Source organism: Bradyrhizobium sp. LTSP885 (assembly GCF_000938305.1).
GTDB lineage: Bacteria > Pseudomonadota > Alphaproteobacteria > Rhizobiales > Xanthobacteraceae > Bradyrhizobium.
Genome location: NZ_JYMT01000018.1, coordinates 98,738 through 114,720 on the forward strand (window position 1 = coordinate 98,738; position 15,983 = coordinate 114,720).

Below are 15,983 nucleotides of genomic sequence, written 5' to 3' on the forward strand. Positions count from 1 at the left end.
GGAGAAAAAAATGATCGGAGCGAAACTGCGCCAGCGCCTTGCGGCGGGCGAGCATATTCTCATGATAAACCCCAACCATGTCTCATCGGGACTGGTGGCCCGCCTCACTGAGCTGAAGGCGGATACGATCTTTATCGATTGCGAGCACGGCACGGCAAGCTTCGATGAAGCGCGCGAAATGGCGCGATCGGCGCGCTCCGGCGGCGGCGGCGCGATCCTGCGTCCGGATTCGCATCAGCGCTCGCTTCTGACGCGCTATCTCAATGCGGGTGTCGACGGGTTGATGGTGCCGCTCGTCAATACGGCTGAACAGGCCCGAGCGGTGGTCGCGACTGTACGCCATGCCTGCCCCGCAGATTTCGAGACGAAGCTACTGATCTGCATGGTCGAGACGGTCGAGGCCGTCGGCAATCTCGACGAAATTCTTGCGGTCGAAGGCATTGACGTCTTCTTCGTCGGACCGGGCGATCTCTCGCAGTCGATGGGCTATCTGCCCTCAGTCCCGCGTGGTCAGCCGCGTCCGCGAGAGGTGCTCGATCTCGTCGAGTCGACGTTGGCGCGCATTCGCGCTGCCGGCAAGATCGCAGGCACCCTGGTAATCGAAGACGACATCGAACATTGGTCGCGTTGCGGCGCCCAGCTGCTTTACTGCCATGTCGACCCGTTCCTGCGCGACAAGATCGAGGCGATGCACGAACTCGCTGCACGCAAAAGCGAACGTCATCCAACCCGGAGTCTGATGTCGTGATGGTTCTTTCCGAGCGCGCGCAGCGCATCAAGGTCTCCCCGACGACGGCCGCGGCCCAGCGCGTCCGCGACCTGAAGGCCCAGGGGCGTGCCATCCTCGATTTGACGATAGGCGAGCCTGATTTCGACACACCGGCCCATATTAAACAGGCTGCGGTCGACGCGATCACGCGCGGCGAAACCAAGTACACGCCTGCCAATGGCATTGCTCCCCTCCGTGAGGCAATCGCAGCCAAGATGACGCAGCGCACCGGTGTGTCCTATACCCCGGACAGGATCACGGTCGGTGGCGGCGGCAAGCAGGTAATCTTTCTGGCGTTGATGGCAACGCTCGATCCAGGCAGCGAGGTCATCATCCCCGCACCCTATTGGGTATCCTATCCCGACATGGTGCTCGCCAATGACGGCATCCCGGTCATCGTCACTTGCCGGCAGCAACAATCCTTCAAGCTCACTTCCGCCCAGCTGGAGGCCGCGATCACGCCAAAGACCCGCTGGCTGGTGCTGAACACGCCCGGAAATCCGACAGGTATCGCCTACGACGCGGCCGAGCTGAGAGCGCTCGCCGAAGTGCTGCGCCGTCATCCCCATGTCGGCGTGTTGACCGACGAGATCTATGATGAGGTCTGGTTCAAGCCGGAGGCCGCGCCGAGTTTGGTGCAAGCCGTGCCCGATCTCGCCGACCGGGTCTTCATCGTCAATGGCGTCTCCAAGACCTATGCCATGACGGGTTGGCGTATTGGCTACGGGGCCGGTCCCAAGTCCATCATCGACGCCATCAACATGCTGCAGTCTCAGAGTTCGTCTTGTCCCGCTGCGGTGAGTCAATTTGCGGCGCTCGCCGCAATCACTGGGCCACAGGACTTTATCGCCGAGAGTGTTGCGGTCTATGCCCGCCGCCGAGATCTCGCGCTCGGTATGCTCAATGCGATACCGGGCCTCACCTGCCTGAAACCGGACGGAGGATTCTATCTTTTCCCGAATTGCTCTGCTTTTGTCGGACGCAAGACGCCGGAAGGGACAATCCTGGAGGATGATCGCGCGTTCGTCCTGCATTTGTTGGACGCTGGTGGCGTCGCGGCCGTTCACGGCTCGGCTTATGGTCTACCGGGATATTTTCGCATCTCGATCTCGACTGACGACAGGGTCATCGAGCGCGGCTGCGCTTCCATTGCGGCAGTCTGCCGGAATCTTGCCTGATGGATCGTAAGTGGCAAAATTGCGCAGTTCGAAATCTAAGCAGAGGCGACCGGTTCGGTTCGCGAAATCAATAACAATTTGGCCGAGACGCCTTGGTCGAGCGATCTTCGTTTAGCCCGAGATCCTTTGCCTAGCTCAAGCGCTAGACCAACGGAGCGGCCGCTCCTGGCGCAAAGCGGTCGGTCGCTTAACGGATCTTCCATAACGATGGTTAAGCAAAGACACCCAGGTTACGCCCCTGCCGCAACGCCGATCCGCCCAATGCCAGGCAATTTGAGCGCTGGACGCCGCAAGTCGAAACCGACGACTGCTCCGAAGAAGTTGATTTCGAAACCCTCAACCCAGCCGACCGTGATGCCCAGATAGCCGGCGAGCGTGGCGTACAGTCCGGTTCCTGACGCGGTTAAGCCGAACCATCTTCCCCGATACGGGTAGTCCTTACCGATGGCCGTCGGCGGAAGAACAGCATTGAGCCCGGGAACGGCATCAAGTGCGGCCTGAACGAACGTGTTCGAGTTCGGCCCCGGCCATGCGCTGTAGTCGCCATAGGCGCGGAACTTATAATCTTCAACGACCTGGTGGATCTTAGGAATGAGATTTTGGGCTTCTTCGCCATCGATGGCCACGACAACCGCTGGATCGGCGCCAAACCAACGACCATCCGCTGCAAAGCCATTGACCCGAATAGGCTCGCCCCACGCGGTGTAATCATATCGGCTGTAATTGCTCGCGCCGGCTTCCTTGACCACGATCCAGGTATGGACCGCAAAGATGCCACGCCACCGAACAGTACGGGCGGCAAATACCCGGATCAAAGCCTCGGGATGGGAAGACGCCGGGGGCAGAAGACCAGCGCTTGAACGATCCGCCGTTTGCCAGCTGCCTCGCGTGTCGGCGAACCAATAGTAACGCCCGGCAGATATTCCGATCGGCACAAAAACCAACAGCAAGAAAGCGATCACGGATTTTCTCAAACTCGCAGGCCCACCAGCGCTCACAGGCCATCATATAGTTCTGCTTTTTGACCTTGCCAGCTGAGTGCCTGTACCTTCCGCAGATCCCGCAAAGTTGCGGGGATCTCGCCGTAAAGGACGCCTTTCAGGATGTTTGGCGCGAGGAAGGCAAGCCGTAGTTCGCCCCGGATGACCTTGGGGTGAAGGCGTATAGCGACCGCGAGATCCTCGATTGAAGCGAAACGCCCGCTTGCAAGGTCTCGCTGCCAAGCGTGCACCCGAGCCAAAGACTGCAGCACCTTTTGATCAGGCTCCTGTGTGGATGAACCTGGAACAATGTGAGGGCTGTCGGCCGGCTGCTTGGCCCTGGGTATCTTGATCGCCTCGATCAAAGACTCTTTTACGAAGGCGAGGTTCAGAGAGCCATCCTGTCAGCGTGACTTCGAGGTCCTCAGCAGGCAGCAAGTCCACGAGTTCTCCTAACTCGATCGCCAACATTTCGCGATCCCAGCCGGCTTGTTCCGCAATCCTGTTATCGGCAATCAGATAGGCTCGCTTTTCAGCGTCGGAGAGGTGCCCAAACCGGATGATTGCGACCTGGGTCAGCCCCACCAGTCGGGCGGCTTCGACAAAGCCGTGGCCGGCCAGAATGGTACTTTGGTCATCAACTATTACCGGTTTTATTTGACCGAATTTCTCAATGCTTTGTCTTATCAGCGCTATCTGCCTCTTCGAATGGGTTCTAGCGTTTCTCGGATGGGGTCGGAGCGCGCCTATCGGGACGAGCTCGTTAAGAGGAAATTCGACCTTGTCGCGATTAGATAGCGTCCGGGTAATTGCCAATGTTGCCTCCGTTAGTTAAGCGGAGAACAGCAGACCGTAGAGAAACTTCAAAAATAAACAAATAAGCGGGCTGTGTGTTTATTTATCTGGCCGAACGGGGACGCCCTCGTCGTTTGCTAAAAACCTCCTGATAAGCCGCATTGAAAATTCGAACTGGGATATGTTCTCCAAAATAACGAGCAGCTTCCTGTATGAGGATCTTTCGACGGCCTTCACCTTGTGCTTTTCGTGTTTGTAGCAGGCATTCGCAGCGTTCGCGCAGTTCGGACTTCGGGTCTTTTGGATGCCATGATAATTCAATGTCGCATAGCTTCCCACCGTGCTCATTGCCCAATTGCCGACGAAGTTAGGCCAGAGGCGCTTCCACTCAACGGTCGGTATGGACTCTCTCGTGGGATCGGACCGACCGCGTGGCACGCCAGTAGCTACTAACTCTTCACTCAGAAACTTCGTTTGCAAATTACGAAGCAATTCGCGCCCAACCGCACACGCTTCGCAATTTCCCGCCAAAGTTCCTTTGATAGGCTTTTGCACATTTCATAGCGCTCATGGTGGTAGCCAGTCAGACCCGGGGGATAGCCAATCCGCTTCAGGGCAACTTCTGGCGTTTCAAAATAGGAAACGAAAATCTGCCGGAGCTGCTCGTCAAAGAACATTTCCGGCGCCCGACTCAGCGGGAATTTCATTGGATTCGAGCCTCCATGCTCACCTTGCCAATTTAGGCCGGTTTGGAGGGAACCAGAAGAGCTAACTGTTCGTGGAATCCTGCGAAAATTTAACGCGGTCAGCGTGGCCTAGAAAGCCACTTGAATTTAAAATCGGTTTCAAGAATTCAGACTCGAAATAAACTGACCGAATAGACGCGCAATAGGCGCTAGACGGGCGCGCAGATGATTATTTGATTTCTTGAATTCATTCCTCTCGAATTGTCATTTCAAGATGAAATTGCTGAATCGTTTCGTGTCGTTCGTACGACGCCATATTTCGTGTCGTCGGCGCAATTGGGGACATGGTCAGTGACGACCAAGTCTTACATCGTGCGGGGGAAGTAATTCGCGTAATGAGCGCTTATGGAACGGCTGCTTCTGAGTGCAAAGCGGCTGTTCATACACAAACAGTAAACCCTGCCGCTCAAAAACTAGACGCCGGTGCGGTCGAAAATGTGCGAGCCGATTAGCACTTCGGCGGCCGAAGCAGTCTTCGCCGCTCGGTGCCCTCGCTAGTTCTCGATCCAGACGGTCATGCCTGGCTCAAGGCCTGCCGGCTCTGCCTCCGGGTCGAGGCGCAAGCGCAGCGTGTTGCGGTCGTGATCGCCGATGACCCGCTCGGCCTGCCAGGTCGCGAACGTTCCGAGCGGCCGCAACTCGGTGATGACGGCTTTGGTCGCGTCATCGGTGCCGTTCCGCTTCACGCTCGCCGTTTCTCCCATCACGAGGCGACTGAGATGATCTTCGCGCACATTGAACGAGAGCCATTGCTTGCCCGCCGCCTCCACCATGAGGATCGGTTGACCAGCGCGAACATTCTCGCCCACCTCTGCGGCGATCACGCTCACCACGCCGTCGGCGGGCGCACGCAAGACCATCTTGTCGAGACGGCGCTCGAGCACCGCGACTGCGGCCGCCGCGGCCTCGACCTGGGTGTCTGCGATGGCGCGTTCCTCGCGGGTCGGACCCGCCACCGCCGCATCATAATTCGCCTGGGCCTCGGCCACATCGGCGCGCGCGCTCGCGACGTCGGTTTCGGCCTGGTCGAGCGTCTGCTGCGATTCAAAACTCTGACGGGCCAGCGTGCTGGTTCGGGTGAGCTGGGCCTGCACGTAGTCGAGGCGGGCGCTCGCCTTGGCGATGGCGGATTTCAGAGAATCGACCTGCTCACGACGAACGCCGGCATAGACGTTGTTTCGGTTCGCGGTTGCCGATGCGAGCGCTGCGCGCGCCTGGTCTGCCTGTGCCGTCAACTCGACGGCGGAGAGCCTCGCCAGGACATCGCCCGCCCGCACCTGCGCGCCCTTCGCGACCGCGATCGACACCAGTTGGCCGTTCACTTCCGGCTCGACCCTGACCTCGGTCGCCCGCACGACGCCAACGATTGGGACCGGCGATCCGGACCGACGCTCGGAATAGACCACAGCGCCGGCGACAAGCACGAGCGGGATCGCAACCATGGCTGCTCGGCTAGCTATGCGCATGTCGCTGTCCTCTCTTGACGGCAATCGCCGAGATCACGGCGAGCGTGAAATAGATCAGCGCAAGACACCACAGTCCGAGCCAGTCATGCGCGACCTCCCAGATGCTGGCACCGAGCTGGTTGATGCGCACGAGGCCATCGATCGCAGCGTCGGCCGGGAACAGCCGGCCCAGCGCGAGGGCTGCGTCGGGAATTGCTTCGCGCGGCCATGCAAAACCGGCCGTGAAGAACTGAGGCAGGCTGGTGGCCAGGAGCAGGATAGTCGCGTTCTCCGGCCGCGTGAACCAGGCTCCGACCGCTTGCCCCAGGAAGCTCGTCGCAAGCAGGAATACGGTCGCCAGCGCGAACAATTCTGGGAGATGGCCGAGCGTCGAGAAGCCATAGAGACGCGGCAGCACGATCAGATAAAGCGCGACCGCCGGAAGGTAGATGGTCAGGTGGGCGATGCCGCGACCGAACACGCCGGACATCGCTCCACCGGAGCTCGCCAGCGACGTGCGGGTCAACATCGCCGCACCGATCAGGAGGGTTTGCTGCAGGATCAGTACAAACGCCGCCGGGACGACGTAGCTGGCGTAGCCACCGACCGGGTTGAAGATCGGCTGCAGCAGGACATCCGCGGGGCTCAAGCTCGCCAATTTCGCCTTGACGAGGCTTCCGTCCGAGCGAGCGCCTCGCGAAACGAGCTCGGACGTCAATGTTCCGACGGCCGTGGCAACACCGCTTGCCGTCGACCTGTATATGAATAGGTAGGTGGCATCCGCGTAGACCGGGATGTGAGCGGTGACGCCTTTGAGCACGTCGCGCTCGGTGCCTGGTGGGATATCGACGACGGCAAACGCCTCGCCGCGATCGATTGCGCTACGCGCTTCGGCAAGGGTGCGAGCGCGAACCGCAACACTCAATGCGCCGCTCGCATCCAGCGTCTCGACGATCTGACGGCTGAGATCGCTCAAATCGTTGTCGACGACCGCGATGGGAAGCTTGCGAAGGATCTGATTCAGATAGGGTTGCGGGTAATAGACACCGTAAACCAGGGGGGCCAGGAACAGCAGGCTGAAGGCGCTTTTGGTTCCAAGCACGCGCCGCCACTCCGCCTTGAAGGCGCCGCCAATGCCTCGCGGCGTCCAATCGCTCGCGGTTGGCTCGGCAGGCCTTGCCGCCTCGAACCAGCCCTTACGCTTGAGACTCGCCATGCGCCAGATGGCGAGACCGGCAAACAGCACCGCGAGGCCCGCGAGCGCAGCGAATGGAACGGCGGATTCCACGACCGGCAATCCGCGCGCCGCCTGTCCCAACAGGACGGCCATGTACCAGCGCAGGGGCAGGATCGCGCCCCAGGTCTGCGCGAAGGCGTTCATGCCGACGGAGGGGAAGCCGACGCCCGCATAGCCGAATGCAGGAGAAGCAATGAGGCCTGCGAGTCCCAGCCCCGTCGCCAGGTCGCCGACCAGGAGCTGCAGCAAAGCACCCAGTGACAGATAGGCAATAATGAGGAGCGAGCCGGCGGCAAGCATCAATGGCAAATCTCCCCTGAAGGGGATTTGCAGAACGCCCTCCAGGAGAAGCGGCACGGTCAACATGATCAGGAAGAAGATGCCGAACAGTGGTGCGAGCTTGCCGGCAAGTGCTGTGACCGGATTACCGCCGGCGCTTTCGAGCCAGGCCCGGGCGTCGCGGCGGCGGAATTCGGAGCCGACGGAATAGCCCGCGGCGAGCGTGATCACCACATGAATGATCGTCGGCAGCAGCGCACGCAACAGGAACTGCGCATAGTTCTTCTGCGGATTGACCAGTGCGATGGTCTCCGCCGTCATCGTTCCGAGCGACGCCGGCGCGGGTACCGCGCGCGTGGCGGGAGCCGCCACGGACGCCGCGGCGGACAGTGCATCGCTCAGCCCCGAGGATGCAATGCCGGATGCCGTCAGGAACTGCTGGTTATAGAAACCGACCACCTGCGGGCGGCGCGCGGCCTTCAGGTCGCGCTCGAAATCCGGCGGGACGTAAACTGCGGAGATCGCCTTGCCGGACCGTATGTCCTGCACGGCCGTCGACAGCGTGCCGGAGCGATCGACGATTTTCAGGCTTGGAGACGCCGCGACGTATTGCACCAGGGCCCGCGACGCGTCCGACTTGTCCTCGTCGACGATCGTCACACCAAGTCCCCGTATCACCGGATGGCTGAACACCGTTGTGAGAACCACGAACGCAAACAACGGCACGCCGAAGATCAGGAGCAACGCCACACGATCGTGAAACAGCCACTGGCACTCGCGGCGCGCGACCGATAGAAATCCCGGCTTTGACGCCGCCGTCATTGCCGTGACCGCCAGTTGAGATAGGCGCTCATTCCCGGTCGCAACTCGGGCACCGGCTGGACCGGGTAGGCGCGGATCGAAAACGTCCGCAGGTCGAAATCGCCCGTGGCGCGCGTCGCCCGCCAGCTCGCATACTCGCCCTTGGTGGCGATGAGCTTGACCTCGACCGTGACACGGCGATCATCGAGCGCCGGAATATGGACATCGAAGCGATCTCCGACCTTCAGGCTCTTGACCAGATCCTCGCGAAGATCGAAGTGGATCCAGACGTCGGCCAGATCGATCAAGGTCACCAGCGGCACGCCTGGCGACACATATTCGCCCGGCTCTACATTGCGCTGATAGATCTGCGTCGCAACGGGGGCATAGACCACGAGTTGATCGATGATCGACTGGACGCTCTGGATATCGGCGTTGGCCTTTTCGACGTTGGCTTTCGCGATGGCCCGCTCTTCCTTCGTGTAGCCATTGACAGCCTGCTCGTAGGCCGAGTTGGCCTGATCGAGCCCGCGTTCGCTCTCATGCAGCGCATCGGTCGCCTGATCGAGGCGGGCCTGTGGCGCATTGCCTTGCTCGGTCAGTGTATGAGTGCGGTCGAAGGTTTTCTGCGCCAGCACCTGAGCGGCCTGCGCTCGCTCCATTTCCGCTTTCCGCGCGGCGATGGTTTCCGCCCGCGTTCCGACCAGCACGTTGGCGAGCTGTGCCTCGGCAACAGCCATCGCCGTTCTCATCTGTTCGAGCTTGGCGACCGTCTCCGGATTGTCGATCCTTACCAGTACTGCGTTTGCAGGGACGTTCTGGCCGCGTTCGACGGGTATTTCCTTGACCCGTCCGTCGACGCGCGCCGCGATATCGAACCGCGTTGCATCGGCCTCGCCCTGCACGAGCAGCGGCACCGGCCGCAGCAGATAGAAGAGGGAAAGCGCGACGACGGTAGCCGCAACGATACCGACGATGATGGAAGGAGCACGCGTCGCGGTGTGCGTGCTCTTCTCTTGTCCGTCACCTGGTGCGTCGGCCCTCCCTTGAATTTCCTTGTCAGAGACCGGTGTGTCCATGCCTCACTCCCTTTCTCATGACCAGGGTAGCCATTTACTACTACAGTTTGTTGTCAAGCCCTGTCCAATCTCGATGTGCTGAATTCCTCGAGCAGGATGACGAACTATCGGCAAGATGCATCTCGCGGGCAACCTCTGCGGTTTGGATGTTTGACGCCCTACTTGTTGAAAGCTGCTGCTCTCGTATCGGTTGTTGTCCCGATGCTGGGCCAACTTCGAAACGATCTCGGATTAAACGGCCGGCTGTGGCTCGGGACAATGTAGAGCCTCGCCGCCGTGGCGGGCGAAGAGCTCGCAAGGGATCGAGCAGCAACATTCCATCGGTGACATTCCTGTCCAAGCCGAGCGCCGCTGGTCGCGTCATAGTTCGCGCTCACCAGACCCGGTTCGTGGTCGGGCCATAACGCAGGTGCGACATGCCAAAAGCCGTCACGAGTCCTTCCGAAAACGTCACAGTCCCCCGCCTCTTCGTTCTCGAACTGAATGCAGGTTGCATTCACTTGATGAATGCGGATGGCTCCGATCGCACCACCATTGTGACGGGCTGTCACCTGCCGGACGGCATAGTGGTAGACGTTGATGCTGGCCATATCTACTGGACCAATATGGGCATCCCGAGCCTGGATGACGGGTCCATCGAGCGCGCCGATATCGACGGCAAAAACCGCAGGATAATCGTCGCACAGGGACACACCCACACTCCGAAGCAGATCATCCTGGATAAGAAGGGCGGCAAGCTCTACTGGTGCGACCGCGAGGGCATGCGCGTCATGCGCTGCAATCTCGACGGCTTGCAGCTGGAGACGCTCATCGAATCCGGCCGCGGCGAAGCCGATGGCCGGGATCAGACGCGATGGTGCGTTGGGCTGACGATCGATCCGAAATTCGGACATATCTACTGGACCCAAAAGGGCCCCGACAATGCCGGGCTCGGCCGCATTTTCCGCGCCAATGTCGAGATTCCTGCCGGTCAAACGGCGGCGACCAGGTCCGACATCGAGATCTTCTTCGACGCTCTGCCGGAACCGATCGATCTCGAGCTCGACCACAAGAACCGCGTTCTCTACTGGACCGACCGCGGCGACCCTCCGCGCGGCAACACGGTGAACCGGGCCTCGGTCGACAACAAGCCTGCTGAGCCGGAGATTGTGGTGACCCATCTCATGGAGGGGATCGGTATTGCGCTCGACGTTCCAAACGATCGCATGTTCGTGACCGATTTCGCCGGCTCGGTTTACTCCGCACGGCTCGATGGATCGGGTGAACGAAATTTCCTCTTCGCCCAGGGCAATCTCACCGGCATCGCCTACGCCGAAATCTGACAAACGCATCGGAGAAACGATATGACCGACACCAAGCCCATTCGCCGCATCGCCATCATCGGCACCGGCGTGATCGGCGCGAGCTGGAGCTCGCTGTTCCTCGCCAAGGGACTGCAGGTCGTCGCAACGGACATCGCGCCGAACGCAGAAGCCGCGTTGAGGAAGTTCGTCGAGACCGCCTGGCCTGCGCTCAAGCGATTGGGCCTGTCGCCCGGCGCGTCGCAGTCGAACCTGACGTTCACGCCCGACATCGCACAAGCGCTCGCCCGCGCCGACCTTGTCCAGGAGAACGGGCCGGAGCGGATCGATTTCAAGCAGAAGCTCTATGGGCAGCTCGACGAGTTGCTGCCGCCCGACGTGATCATCGCGTCGAGCTCGTCGGGGCTCACCATGAGCGAAATCCAGAAGGGCGCCGCGTCCCATCCCGAGCGCTGCGTCATCGCCCATCCGTTCAATCCGCCCCACCTGATTCCTCTCACCGAGATCGTCGGCGGGGCCAAGACCTCGGAGGCGACAATCCGGCGCGCTGAGGAATTCTATACGTCGATCGGGCAGCGGACGGTGCGGGTCAACAAGGAAATGCCGGGGCATGTCGCCAACCGTCTGCAGGCGGCGCTGAGCCGCGAAGTCTATTACCTCGTTGCGGAGGGTGTCGTGAGCGCCGCCGATGTCGACACGGCCCTGTCCTGGGGTCCGGGTCTGCGCTGGGGTGTCATGGGCAGCATGATGCTCAACCATCTCGGCGGCGGTCCGGGCGGCATCGAGCATTTCTTCCAGCAGTTCACGGGTCCGATGACGGCCTGGTGGAAAACCCTCGGCTCGCCGGTACTCACGCCGGAAGTGCAAAAGATACTCATCGACAGCGTCCATGCCGAGGCCGGATCGCGCACCATCGAGGAGCTGGAGGCGGAGCGTGACGAAGTCCTGCTCGGCCTGATCGAGCTGCGCAACAAGGTTGCCAAATCGAGCCAGACGAAATCGACAAAGTCGGTCGCCTGAGACCAGGCGCCGCCATCGCGATCGATCGCACCCCCGACACGTTCTTCAATTTTTCCGGCGTTCAATCCGCAGCCAAAGGAGTCTCAAATGCCCACCGCAGCCACCGCAGGCAAGACCGGTGCACCGAAGCCGGTGCCCGTCCCGAATGGCGACTTCTATCAGCTGGTCGACCTGCTCACTCCTGAGGAGAGATCGATCGTCAAGAAGGTGCGGACCTATATGGAGAGCAAGGTCCAGCCAATCATCAACAAATACTGGTCTGACGACGCCTTTCCGTTCGAGCTTTTGCCATCGTTCAAGGAGCTCGGCATCGGCGGCCTTGGCTTTCAGGGCTACGGCTGTGCTGGCGGCAACCAGAAGCTGTTCGGTTTCGTCGCGATGGAGATCGCACGCACCGACGCGTCGATCTGTACGTTCTGGGGCGTGCACAATGGCCTGGCGATGGGCTCGATCTATCTCGACGGATCGGAGGAGCAGAAGCAGAAATGGCTGCCGCAGATGGCGCGTTACGAAAAGATCGGCTGCTTCGGCCTCACCGAGCCGCTGGTCGGTTCGGGAACGAGCGGCGGCATGACCACGACGGCCAAGCGTGACGGCGACACCTGGATTCTCAATGGCCAGAAGCGATGGATCGGCAACGCGCCCTGGTGCGATCTCTCCATCATCTGGGCGCGCGATCTCGCCGACAACCAGGTGAAGGGTTTCATCGTCGAGAACAAGTCGACACCCGGATTTAGCGTCGAGAAGATCGAGCACAAGATCGCGCTCAAGGTGGTCCAGAACGGCCAGATCACGCTGAAGGACGTAAGGGTGTCGGAGGCGAACCGCCTGCAGGGCGGCAACTCGTTCCGCGACACCGCCCGCGTGCTGCGGATGACGCGATACATGGTGGGGTGGGCATCGACCGGGATCCAGATGGGGGCATACGAAGCTACCCTCAAATACGCCCAGGAGCGACTGCAATTCGGCAGGCCGATCGCGTCGTTCCAGATGATCCAGGATCTGCTGGCCAAGATGCTTGCCAACCTGACGGCGTGCCAGTGCCTGATGCTTCGCCTGGCGCAGCTCGATGACGAAGGCAAGCTCGACGACCATCATGCGGCGCTGGCGAAGGCGTTCTGCACGGCGAAATCGCGCGAGACGGTCTCATGGGGCCGCGAGGTCCTGGGCGGCAACGGCATCGTCGCCGACTACAATGTCGCGCGCTTCTTCGCCGATGCCGAAGCACTGTACTCCTACGAAGGCACCTACCAGATGCAGAATCTGATCGTCGGCAAAGCCATCACTGGTCACGGCGCCTTCATCTGACATCCCGAGCGGCGCCGGCGCTCCGACGCCGGCTGCCCTCCCAATCCAGGAGATACGATTATGGCTTCGCAAGCTGCACCGCTCACCCCTTCGCCTGCAACAGTACCCAACTCCTTGCCGCGGGCGGCGTTGGCGCTTGCGAACGTCCTGTACGAGAAAAAGGGTTCGATCGCCTACGTGACGGTCAATCGGCCCAAGGTGCTCAACGCGCTCAATACGCCGACCTGGACCGATTTGCGCGCCGCATTCGAGGATGCAAAGGCCGACGCGTCGGTACACGGCGTGATCCTCACCGGCGCAGGCGACAAGGCCTTCATCGCCGGCGCCGACATCAGCGAACTTGCACATGTCGACGCCTACGACGCGGAGGAGTCCAGCCGGTTCGGGCAAGGTGTGCTGGACGTCATCGAAAATCTTGGCAAGCCGGTGATCGCAGCCATCAATGGTTTTGCGCTCGGCGGCGGCTGCGAGACGGCGATGGCCTGCACCATCAGGGTCGCTGTGGAGCATGCCAAATTTGGGCAACCCGAGGTCAAGCTGGGCCTGTTGCCCGGTGGTGGCGGAACGCAGCGCTTGCCGCGTCTGGTGGGCAAGGGGCGTGCGTTGCAGCTGATCCTCACGGGCGAGACGATTTCCGCACAGGAAGCCCATCGCATCGGCCTCGTCAACGAAGTCGTTCCTGCAGCCGGCCTGATCGACCGTGCCGAGACGATCCTGAAGCAGATCGCGGCCAACGCGCCGATCGCTGTGAAGTTCTCGCTGGAGGCGGCCAACAAGGGGATGGACACCAGCCAGGCCGAGGGTTTTGCGCTCGAAGCGTCCTATTTCGGCATCTGCGCGGCAACGGAAGACAAGAAGGAAGGCACAACCGCCTTCCTCGAAAAACGCGCGCCGCAGTTTCGCGGTCGGTGAAACATTCCACATACGGCGATTTTGGAAGGGACAGCTATGGCAAGCGACAATATCTTCTCTGGACTGAAAGTGGTCGATCTCGCGAGCTTCATCGCAGGCCCCAGCGCCGCGGTGATCCTGTCGGATTTCGGTGCCGACGTCATCAAGGTGGAGCCGCCGAGCGGCGAACTGTGGCGACATGCCAACCATCTCCCGCCGCAACCAGTCGCGGAGGACGCCTATCCCTGGCATCTGGCCAATCGCAACAAGCGCGGCATCGCCCTTGATCTGAAATCCCCGAGCGCCCATCAGGTCCTCGAAAAGCTGGTCAAATGGGCTGACGTTCTCATCGTCAACACGCCGCATCCCGCGCGTGCACGATTGAAGCTCGAATATCAGGATGTTGTGCAGTGGAATTCGCGACTGATCTACGCGGACATCTCGGGCTTCGGCGACAAGGGGCCGGATGCGAATCTCCCCGGCTTCGACATAACGTCCTATTGGGCACGCAGCGGTTTGCTGTCGATGACGCGCGATGCCGGCGCGCCGCCGACCTGGCCGGTCGCCGGCAGCGGTGACAATGCGACCGCCGTCGGGCTTTATTCGGCGATCGTCACGGCCCTTTATCGTCGCGAGCGCACGGGGGAGGGGGCGCATGTCACGACCTCGCTGCTCGCCGAAGGCGTGTGGTCCGCCAGCGTCTCGATCCAGGCAGCACTTTGCGATGCGAAGTTCTTCGGGCTGCACGATCGCAAGAATCCAGCGAATGCGGCGATGAACGTCTGGCGCGCCAAGGATGACACCTGGTTCGTTCTCATCATCACGCCCGACAAGCTGGCGGCCGTCGCCAAGGCCATCGGCCGCCCTGACCTTCTGACCGATCCCCGCTTCTCCGATCCGGCGAAGCTGACGGCGAATATGCCACAGCTCACGGCGATCCTCGACGAGATCTTCAGCAGCGAGCCGATGGCCCATTGGTACGAGGTGTTCAATGGCGTCCACGTGACGTTCGGAGCGGTACGTGGGCCGCAGGAGGTGATCAACGATCCTCAGCTCCAGGCGAACGATATCATTGTTCCGCTTAGTGGTGCCGGCGGCAAGCTGACGTCCACGATCAGCAGCCCGATGCAGGTGCATGGCGTCGCCAAAGTACCCGCCAAGCGCGCCCCGAAGATTGGAGAGCACAATGAGGAGGTTCTCCGGCAACTCGGATTTAGCGCGGCCGAGATCGACGGTTTGCATGAAAGCGGTGCGATTCCGAAAGCAAAGGAACATGCGGCCTAGCTCGGCGACACGCTCGGGGCGGCGGCAGCCGCCCCGAACCTCGATTTGCCATGAAATTCAGCAAACAAACCCGGAATTTGACAATGGATGATATCATTACCGAACACGCGGGAAGCGTCTTGCGCGTCCAGTTCAACCGCCCGACAAAGCGGAATGCGATGACGTCAGCCATGTACGTGGCTCTCGCCGGCATCTTCAACAAGGCGGCGAGTGACGAGAGCACGCGTGTCGTGCTTTGGCATGGCGCGGGAGATTCGTTCTGCGCGGGCAACGATATCGAGGATTTTCTCAAGAATCCTCCAGGGCCGGGCGAATCGCCACAAGCCGGCCTCATGCATGCGTTCGCTAACTTCGACAAGCCAGTCGTGGTGGCGGTCCAGGGCGCCGCCATCGGTGGTGGCACCACCATGCTGACGCACTGCGACTTCATCTATGCCGGCGAGAGCGCGAAATTCCAGATGCCCTTCATCAATCTTGCTGTCGTACCGGAGTTCGGATCGAGCTGCTCGGTGCCGGCGCGGATCGGTCACCTCCGTGCCGCGGAGCTGATTTTGTTGGGATCTCCGTTTGATGCCGGGCGGGCCGGGGAGTTGGGTCTGGTGACCGAGGTCGTATCCGACAAGGACGTCTTGGTAAAGGCGGCCGAAACGGCCCGGAAATTGGCAGCGAAGCCGGCCGCAGCGCTGCAAGCCAGCAAGAGGCTCATGAAGCGGCCGTTTCGTGAACAGCTCAAGGCGGCGATGAAGGCCGAGAATGAAGAGTTCAGCGTGCAAGTCCGCTCTGAAGACGCAAAGGAGGCGTTCTCGGCTTTCCTGGAAAAGCGCAAGCCCGACTTCACGAAGAGCACGAAATCTCCAGCGACCGCATGAC

At 60.9% G+C, this 15,983-nt stretch carries 15 protein-coding genes; 8 read left to right on the forward strand and 7 right to left on the reverse strand.

The genetic code is table 11. From position 1 onward, the window contains the following. Positions 1 to 10 precede the first annotated feature (10 nt). Together UP09_RS11710 and UP09_RS11715 are read left to right on the forward strand one after the other, a co-directional pair. A complete protein-coding gene (locus tag UP09_RS11710) occupies positions 11 to 748 on the forward strand; it encodes an HpcH/HpaI aldolase family protein (RefSeq protein ID WP_044538325.1) in 738 nt (245 codons plus the stop codon). Beyond that, positions 748 to 1,947 carry an aspartate transaminase gene (locus tag UP09_RS11715; protein ID WP_044538326.1) on the forward strand — a complete coding sequence of 400 codons (1,200 nt, stop codon included), beginning with the start codon at positions 748 to 750 and terminating at the stop codon, positions 1,945 to 1,947. Before UP09_RS11710 ends, UP09_RS11715 begins: the two co-directional genes overlap by 1 nt. A 230-nt stretch (positions 1,948 to 2,177) precedes the next feature. Here UP09_RS11715 and UP09_RS11720 read toward each other — a convergent pair whose 3' ends face one another. The 7 genes from UP09_RS11720 to UP09_RS11755 form a co-directional block, all read right to left on the reverse strand. Then, positions 2,178 to 2,909 carry a DUF3750 domain-containing protein gene (locus tag UP09_RS11720; protein ID WP_044538327.1) on the reverse strand — a complete coding sequence of 244 codons (732 nt, stop codon included), beginning with the start codon at positions 2,907 to 2,909 and terminating at the stop codon, positions 2,178 to 2,180. Between the two features lie 32 nt (positions 2,910 to 2,941). Next, a complete protein-coding gene (locus UP09_RS38085; protein ID WP_044538328.1) occupies positions 2,942 to 3,292 on the reverse strand; it encodes a hypothetical protein in 351 nt (116 codons plus the stop codon). Further along, the gene (locus UP09_RS38980; protein WP_082070098.1) at positions 3,207 to 3,743 is read right to left on the reverse strand and encodes a ParB/Srx family N-terminal domain-containing protein; all 537 of its coding nucleotides are present in this window, start codon (positions 3,741 to 3,743) and stop codon (positions 3,207 to 3,209) included. The genes UP09_RS38085 and UP09_RS38980 overlap by 86 nt, the downstream gene beginning before the upstream one ends. A 440-nt stretch (positions 3,744 to 4,183) precedes the next feature. Beyond that, on the reverse strand, positions 4,184 to 4,429 hold the full coding sequence (locus tag UP09_RS11740; protein WP_044538331.1) for a hypothetical protein: 246 nt from the start codon (positions 4,427 to 4,429) through the stop codon (positions 4,184 to 4,186). A gap of 533 nt (positions 4,430 to 4,962) precedes the next feature. Next, the gene (locus UP09_RS11745) at positions 4,963 to 5,892 is read right to left on the reverse strand and encodes an HlyD family secretion protein (RefSeq protein WP_245301900.1); all 930 of its coding nucleotides are present in this window, start codon (positions 5,890 to 5,892) and stop codon (positions 4,963 to 4,965) included. Positions 5,893 to 5,920: 28 nt separating this feature from the next. Then, entirely contained in the window at positions 5,921 to 8,251 is a 2,331-nt protein-coding gene (locus tag UP09_RS11750) for an ABC transporter permease (protein WP_044538333.1), read from the reverse strand. Continuing rightward, positions 8,248 to 9,309: an HlyD family secretion protein gene (locus UP09_RS11755; protein WP_052833063.1), complete on the reverse strand. Its 1,062-nt coding sequence runs from the start codon at positions 9,307 to 9,309 to the stop codon at positions 8,248 to 8,250. Before UP09_RS11755 ends, UP09_RS11750 begins: the two co-directional genes overlap by 4 nt. 416 nt (positions 9,310 to 9,725) lie before the next feature. On the opposite strand from UP09_RS11755, the gene UP09_RS11760 reads away from it, so the two are divergent. From UP09_RS11760 to UP09_RS11785, 6 genes are all read left to right on the forward strand, one after another. After that, a complete protein-coding gene (locus UP09_RS11760; RefSeq protein ID WP_044538334.1) occupies positions 9,726 to 10,631 on the forward strand; it encodes a 3-hydroxyacyl-CoA dehydrogenase in 906 nt (301 codons plus the stop codon). A gap of 21 nt (positions 10,632 to 10,652) precedes the next feature. Then, the gene (locus tag UP09_RS11765; RefSeq protein WP_044538335.1) at positions 10,653 to 11,630 is read left to right on the forward strand and encodes a 3-hydroxyacyl-CoA dehydrogenase NAD-binding domain-containing protein; all 978 of its coding nucleotides are present in this window, start codon (positions 10,653 to 10,655) and stop codon (positions 11,628 to 11,630) included. An 87-nt stretch (positions 11,631 to 11,717) separates the two neighbouring features. Beyond that, positions 11,718 to 12,938, forward strand: a complete 1,221-nt coding sequence (locus tag UP09_RS11770) for an acyl-CoA dehydrogenase family protein (protein ID WP_044538336.1) — start codon at positions 11,718 to 11,720, stop codon at positions 12,936 to 12,938. 60 nt (positions 12,939 to 12,998) lie between these two features. Then, positions 12,999 to 13,850: an enoyl-CoA hydratase-related protein gene (locus UP09_RS11775; protein WP_082070099.1), complete on the forward strand. Its 852-nt coding sequence runs from the start codon at positions 12,999 to 13,001 to the stop codon at positions 13,848 to 13,850. Between the two features lie 36 nt (positions 13,851 to 13,886). After that, positions 13,887 to 15,113 carry a CaiB/BaiF CoA transferase family protein gene (locus tag UP09_RS11780; protein ID WP_044538338.1) on the forward strand — a complete coding sequence of 409 codons (1,227 nt, stop codon included), beginning with the start codon at positions 13,887 to 13,889 and terminating at the stop codon, positions 15,111 to 15,113. Between the two features lie 50 nt (positions 15,114 to 15,163). Further along, positions 15,164 to 15,982 (forward strand): enoyl-CoA hydratase, encoded by an 819-nt coding sequence (locus UP09_RS11785; RefSeq protein ID WP_245301901.1) that lies wholly within the window; start codon positions 15,164 to 15,166, stop codon positions 15,980 to 15,982. Position 15,983 lies beyond the last annotated feature (1 nt).

Coding starts and splice junctions, on each gene's coding strand:
- UP09_RS11770 (WP_044538336.1), top strand. CDS start 11,718: ATGCCCACCGCAGCCACCGCAGGCAAGACCGGTGCACCGAAGCCGGTG.
- UP09_RS11775 (WP_082070099.1), top strand. CDS start 12,999: ATGGCTTCGCAAGCTGCACCGCTCACCCCTTCGCCTGCAACAGTACCC.
- UP09_RS11765 (WP_044538335.1), top strand. CDS start 10,653: ATGACCGACACCAAGCCCATTCGCCGCATCGCCATCATCGGCACCGGC.
- UP09_RS11760 (WP_044538334.1), top strand. CDS start 9,726: ATGCCAAAAGCCGTCACGAGTCCTTCCGAAAACGTCACAGTCCCCCGC.
- UP09_RS11755 (WP_052833063.1), bottom strand. CDS start 9,309: ATGGACACACCGGTCTCTGACAAGGAAATTCAAGGGAGGGCCGACGCA.
- UP09_RS11750 (WP_044538333.1), bottom strand. CDS start 8,251: ATGACGGCGGCGTCAAAGCCGGGATTTCTATCGGTCGCGCGCCGCGAG.
- UP09_RS11710 (WP_044538325.1), top strand. CDS start 11: ATGATCGGAGCGAAACTGCGCCAGCGCCTTGCGGCGGGCGAGCATATT.
- UP09_RS11740 (WP_044538331.1), bottom strand. CDS start 4,429: ATGAAATTCCCGCTGAGTCGGGCGCCGGAAATGTTCTTTGACGAGCAG.
- UP09_RS11780 (WP_044538338.1), top strand. CDS start 13,887: ATGGCAAGCGACAATATCTTCTCTGGACTGAAAGTGGTCGATCTCGCG.
- UP09_RS11715 (WP_044538326.1), top strand. CDS start 748: ATGGTTCTTTCCGAGCGCGCGCAGCGCATCAAGGTCTCCCCGACGACG.
- UP09_RS11785 (WP_245301901.1), top strand. CDS start 15,164: ATGAAATTCAGCAAACAAACCCGGAATTTGACAATGGATGATATCATT.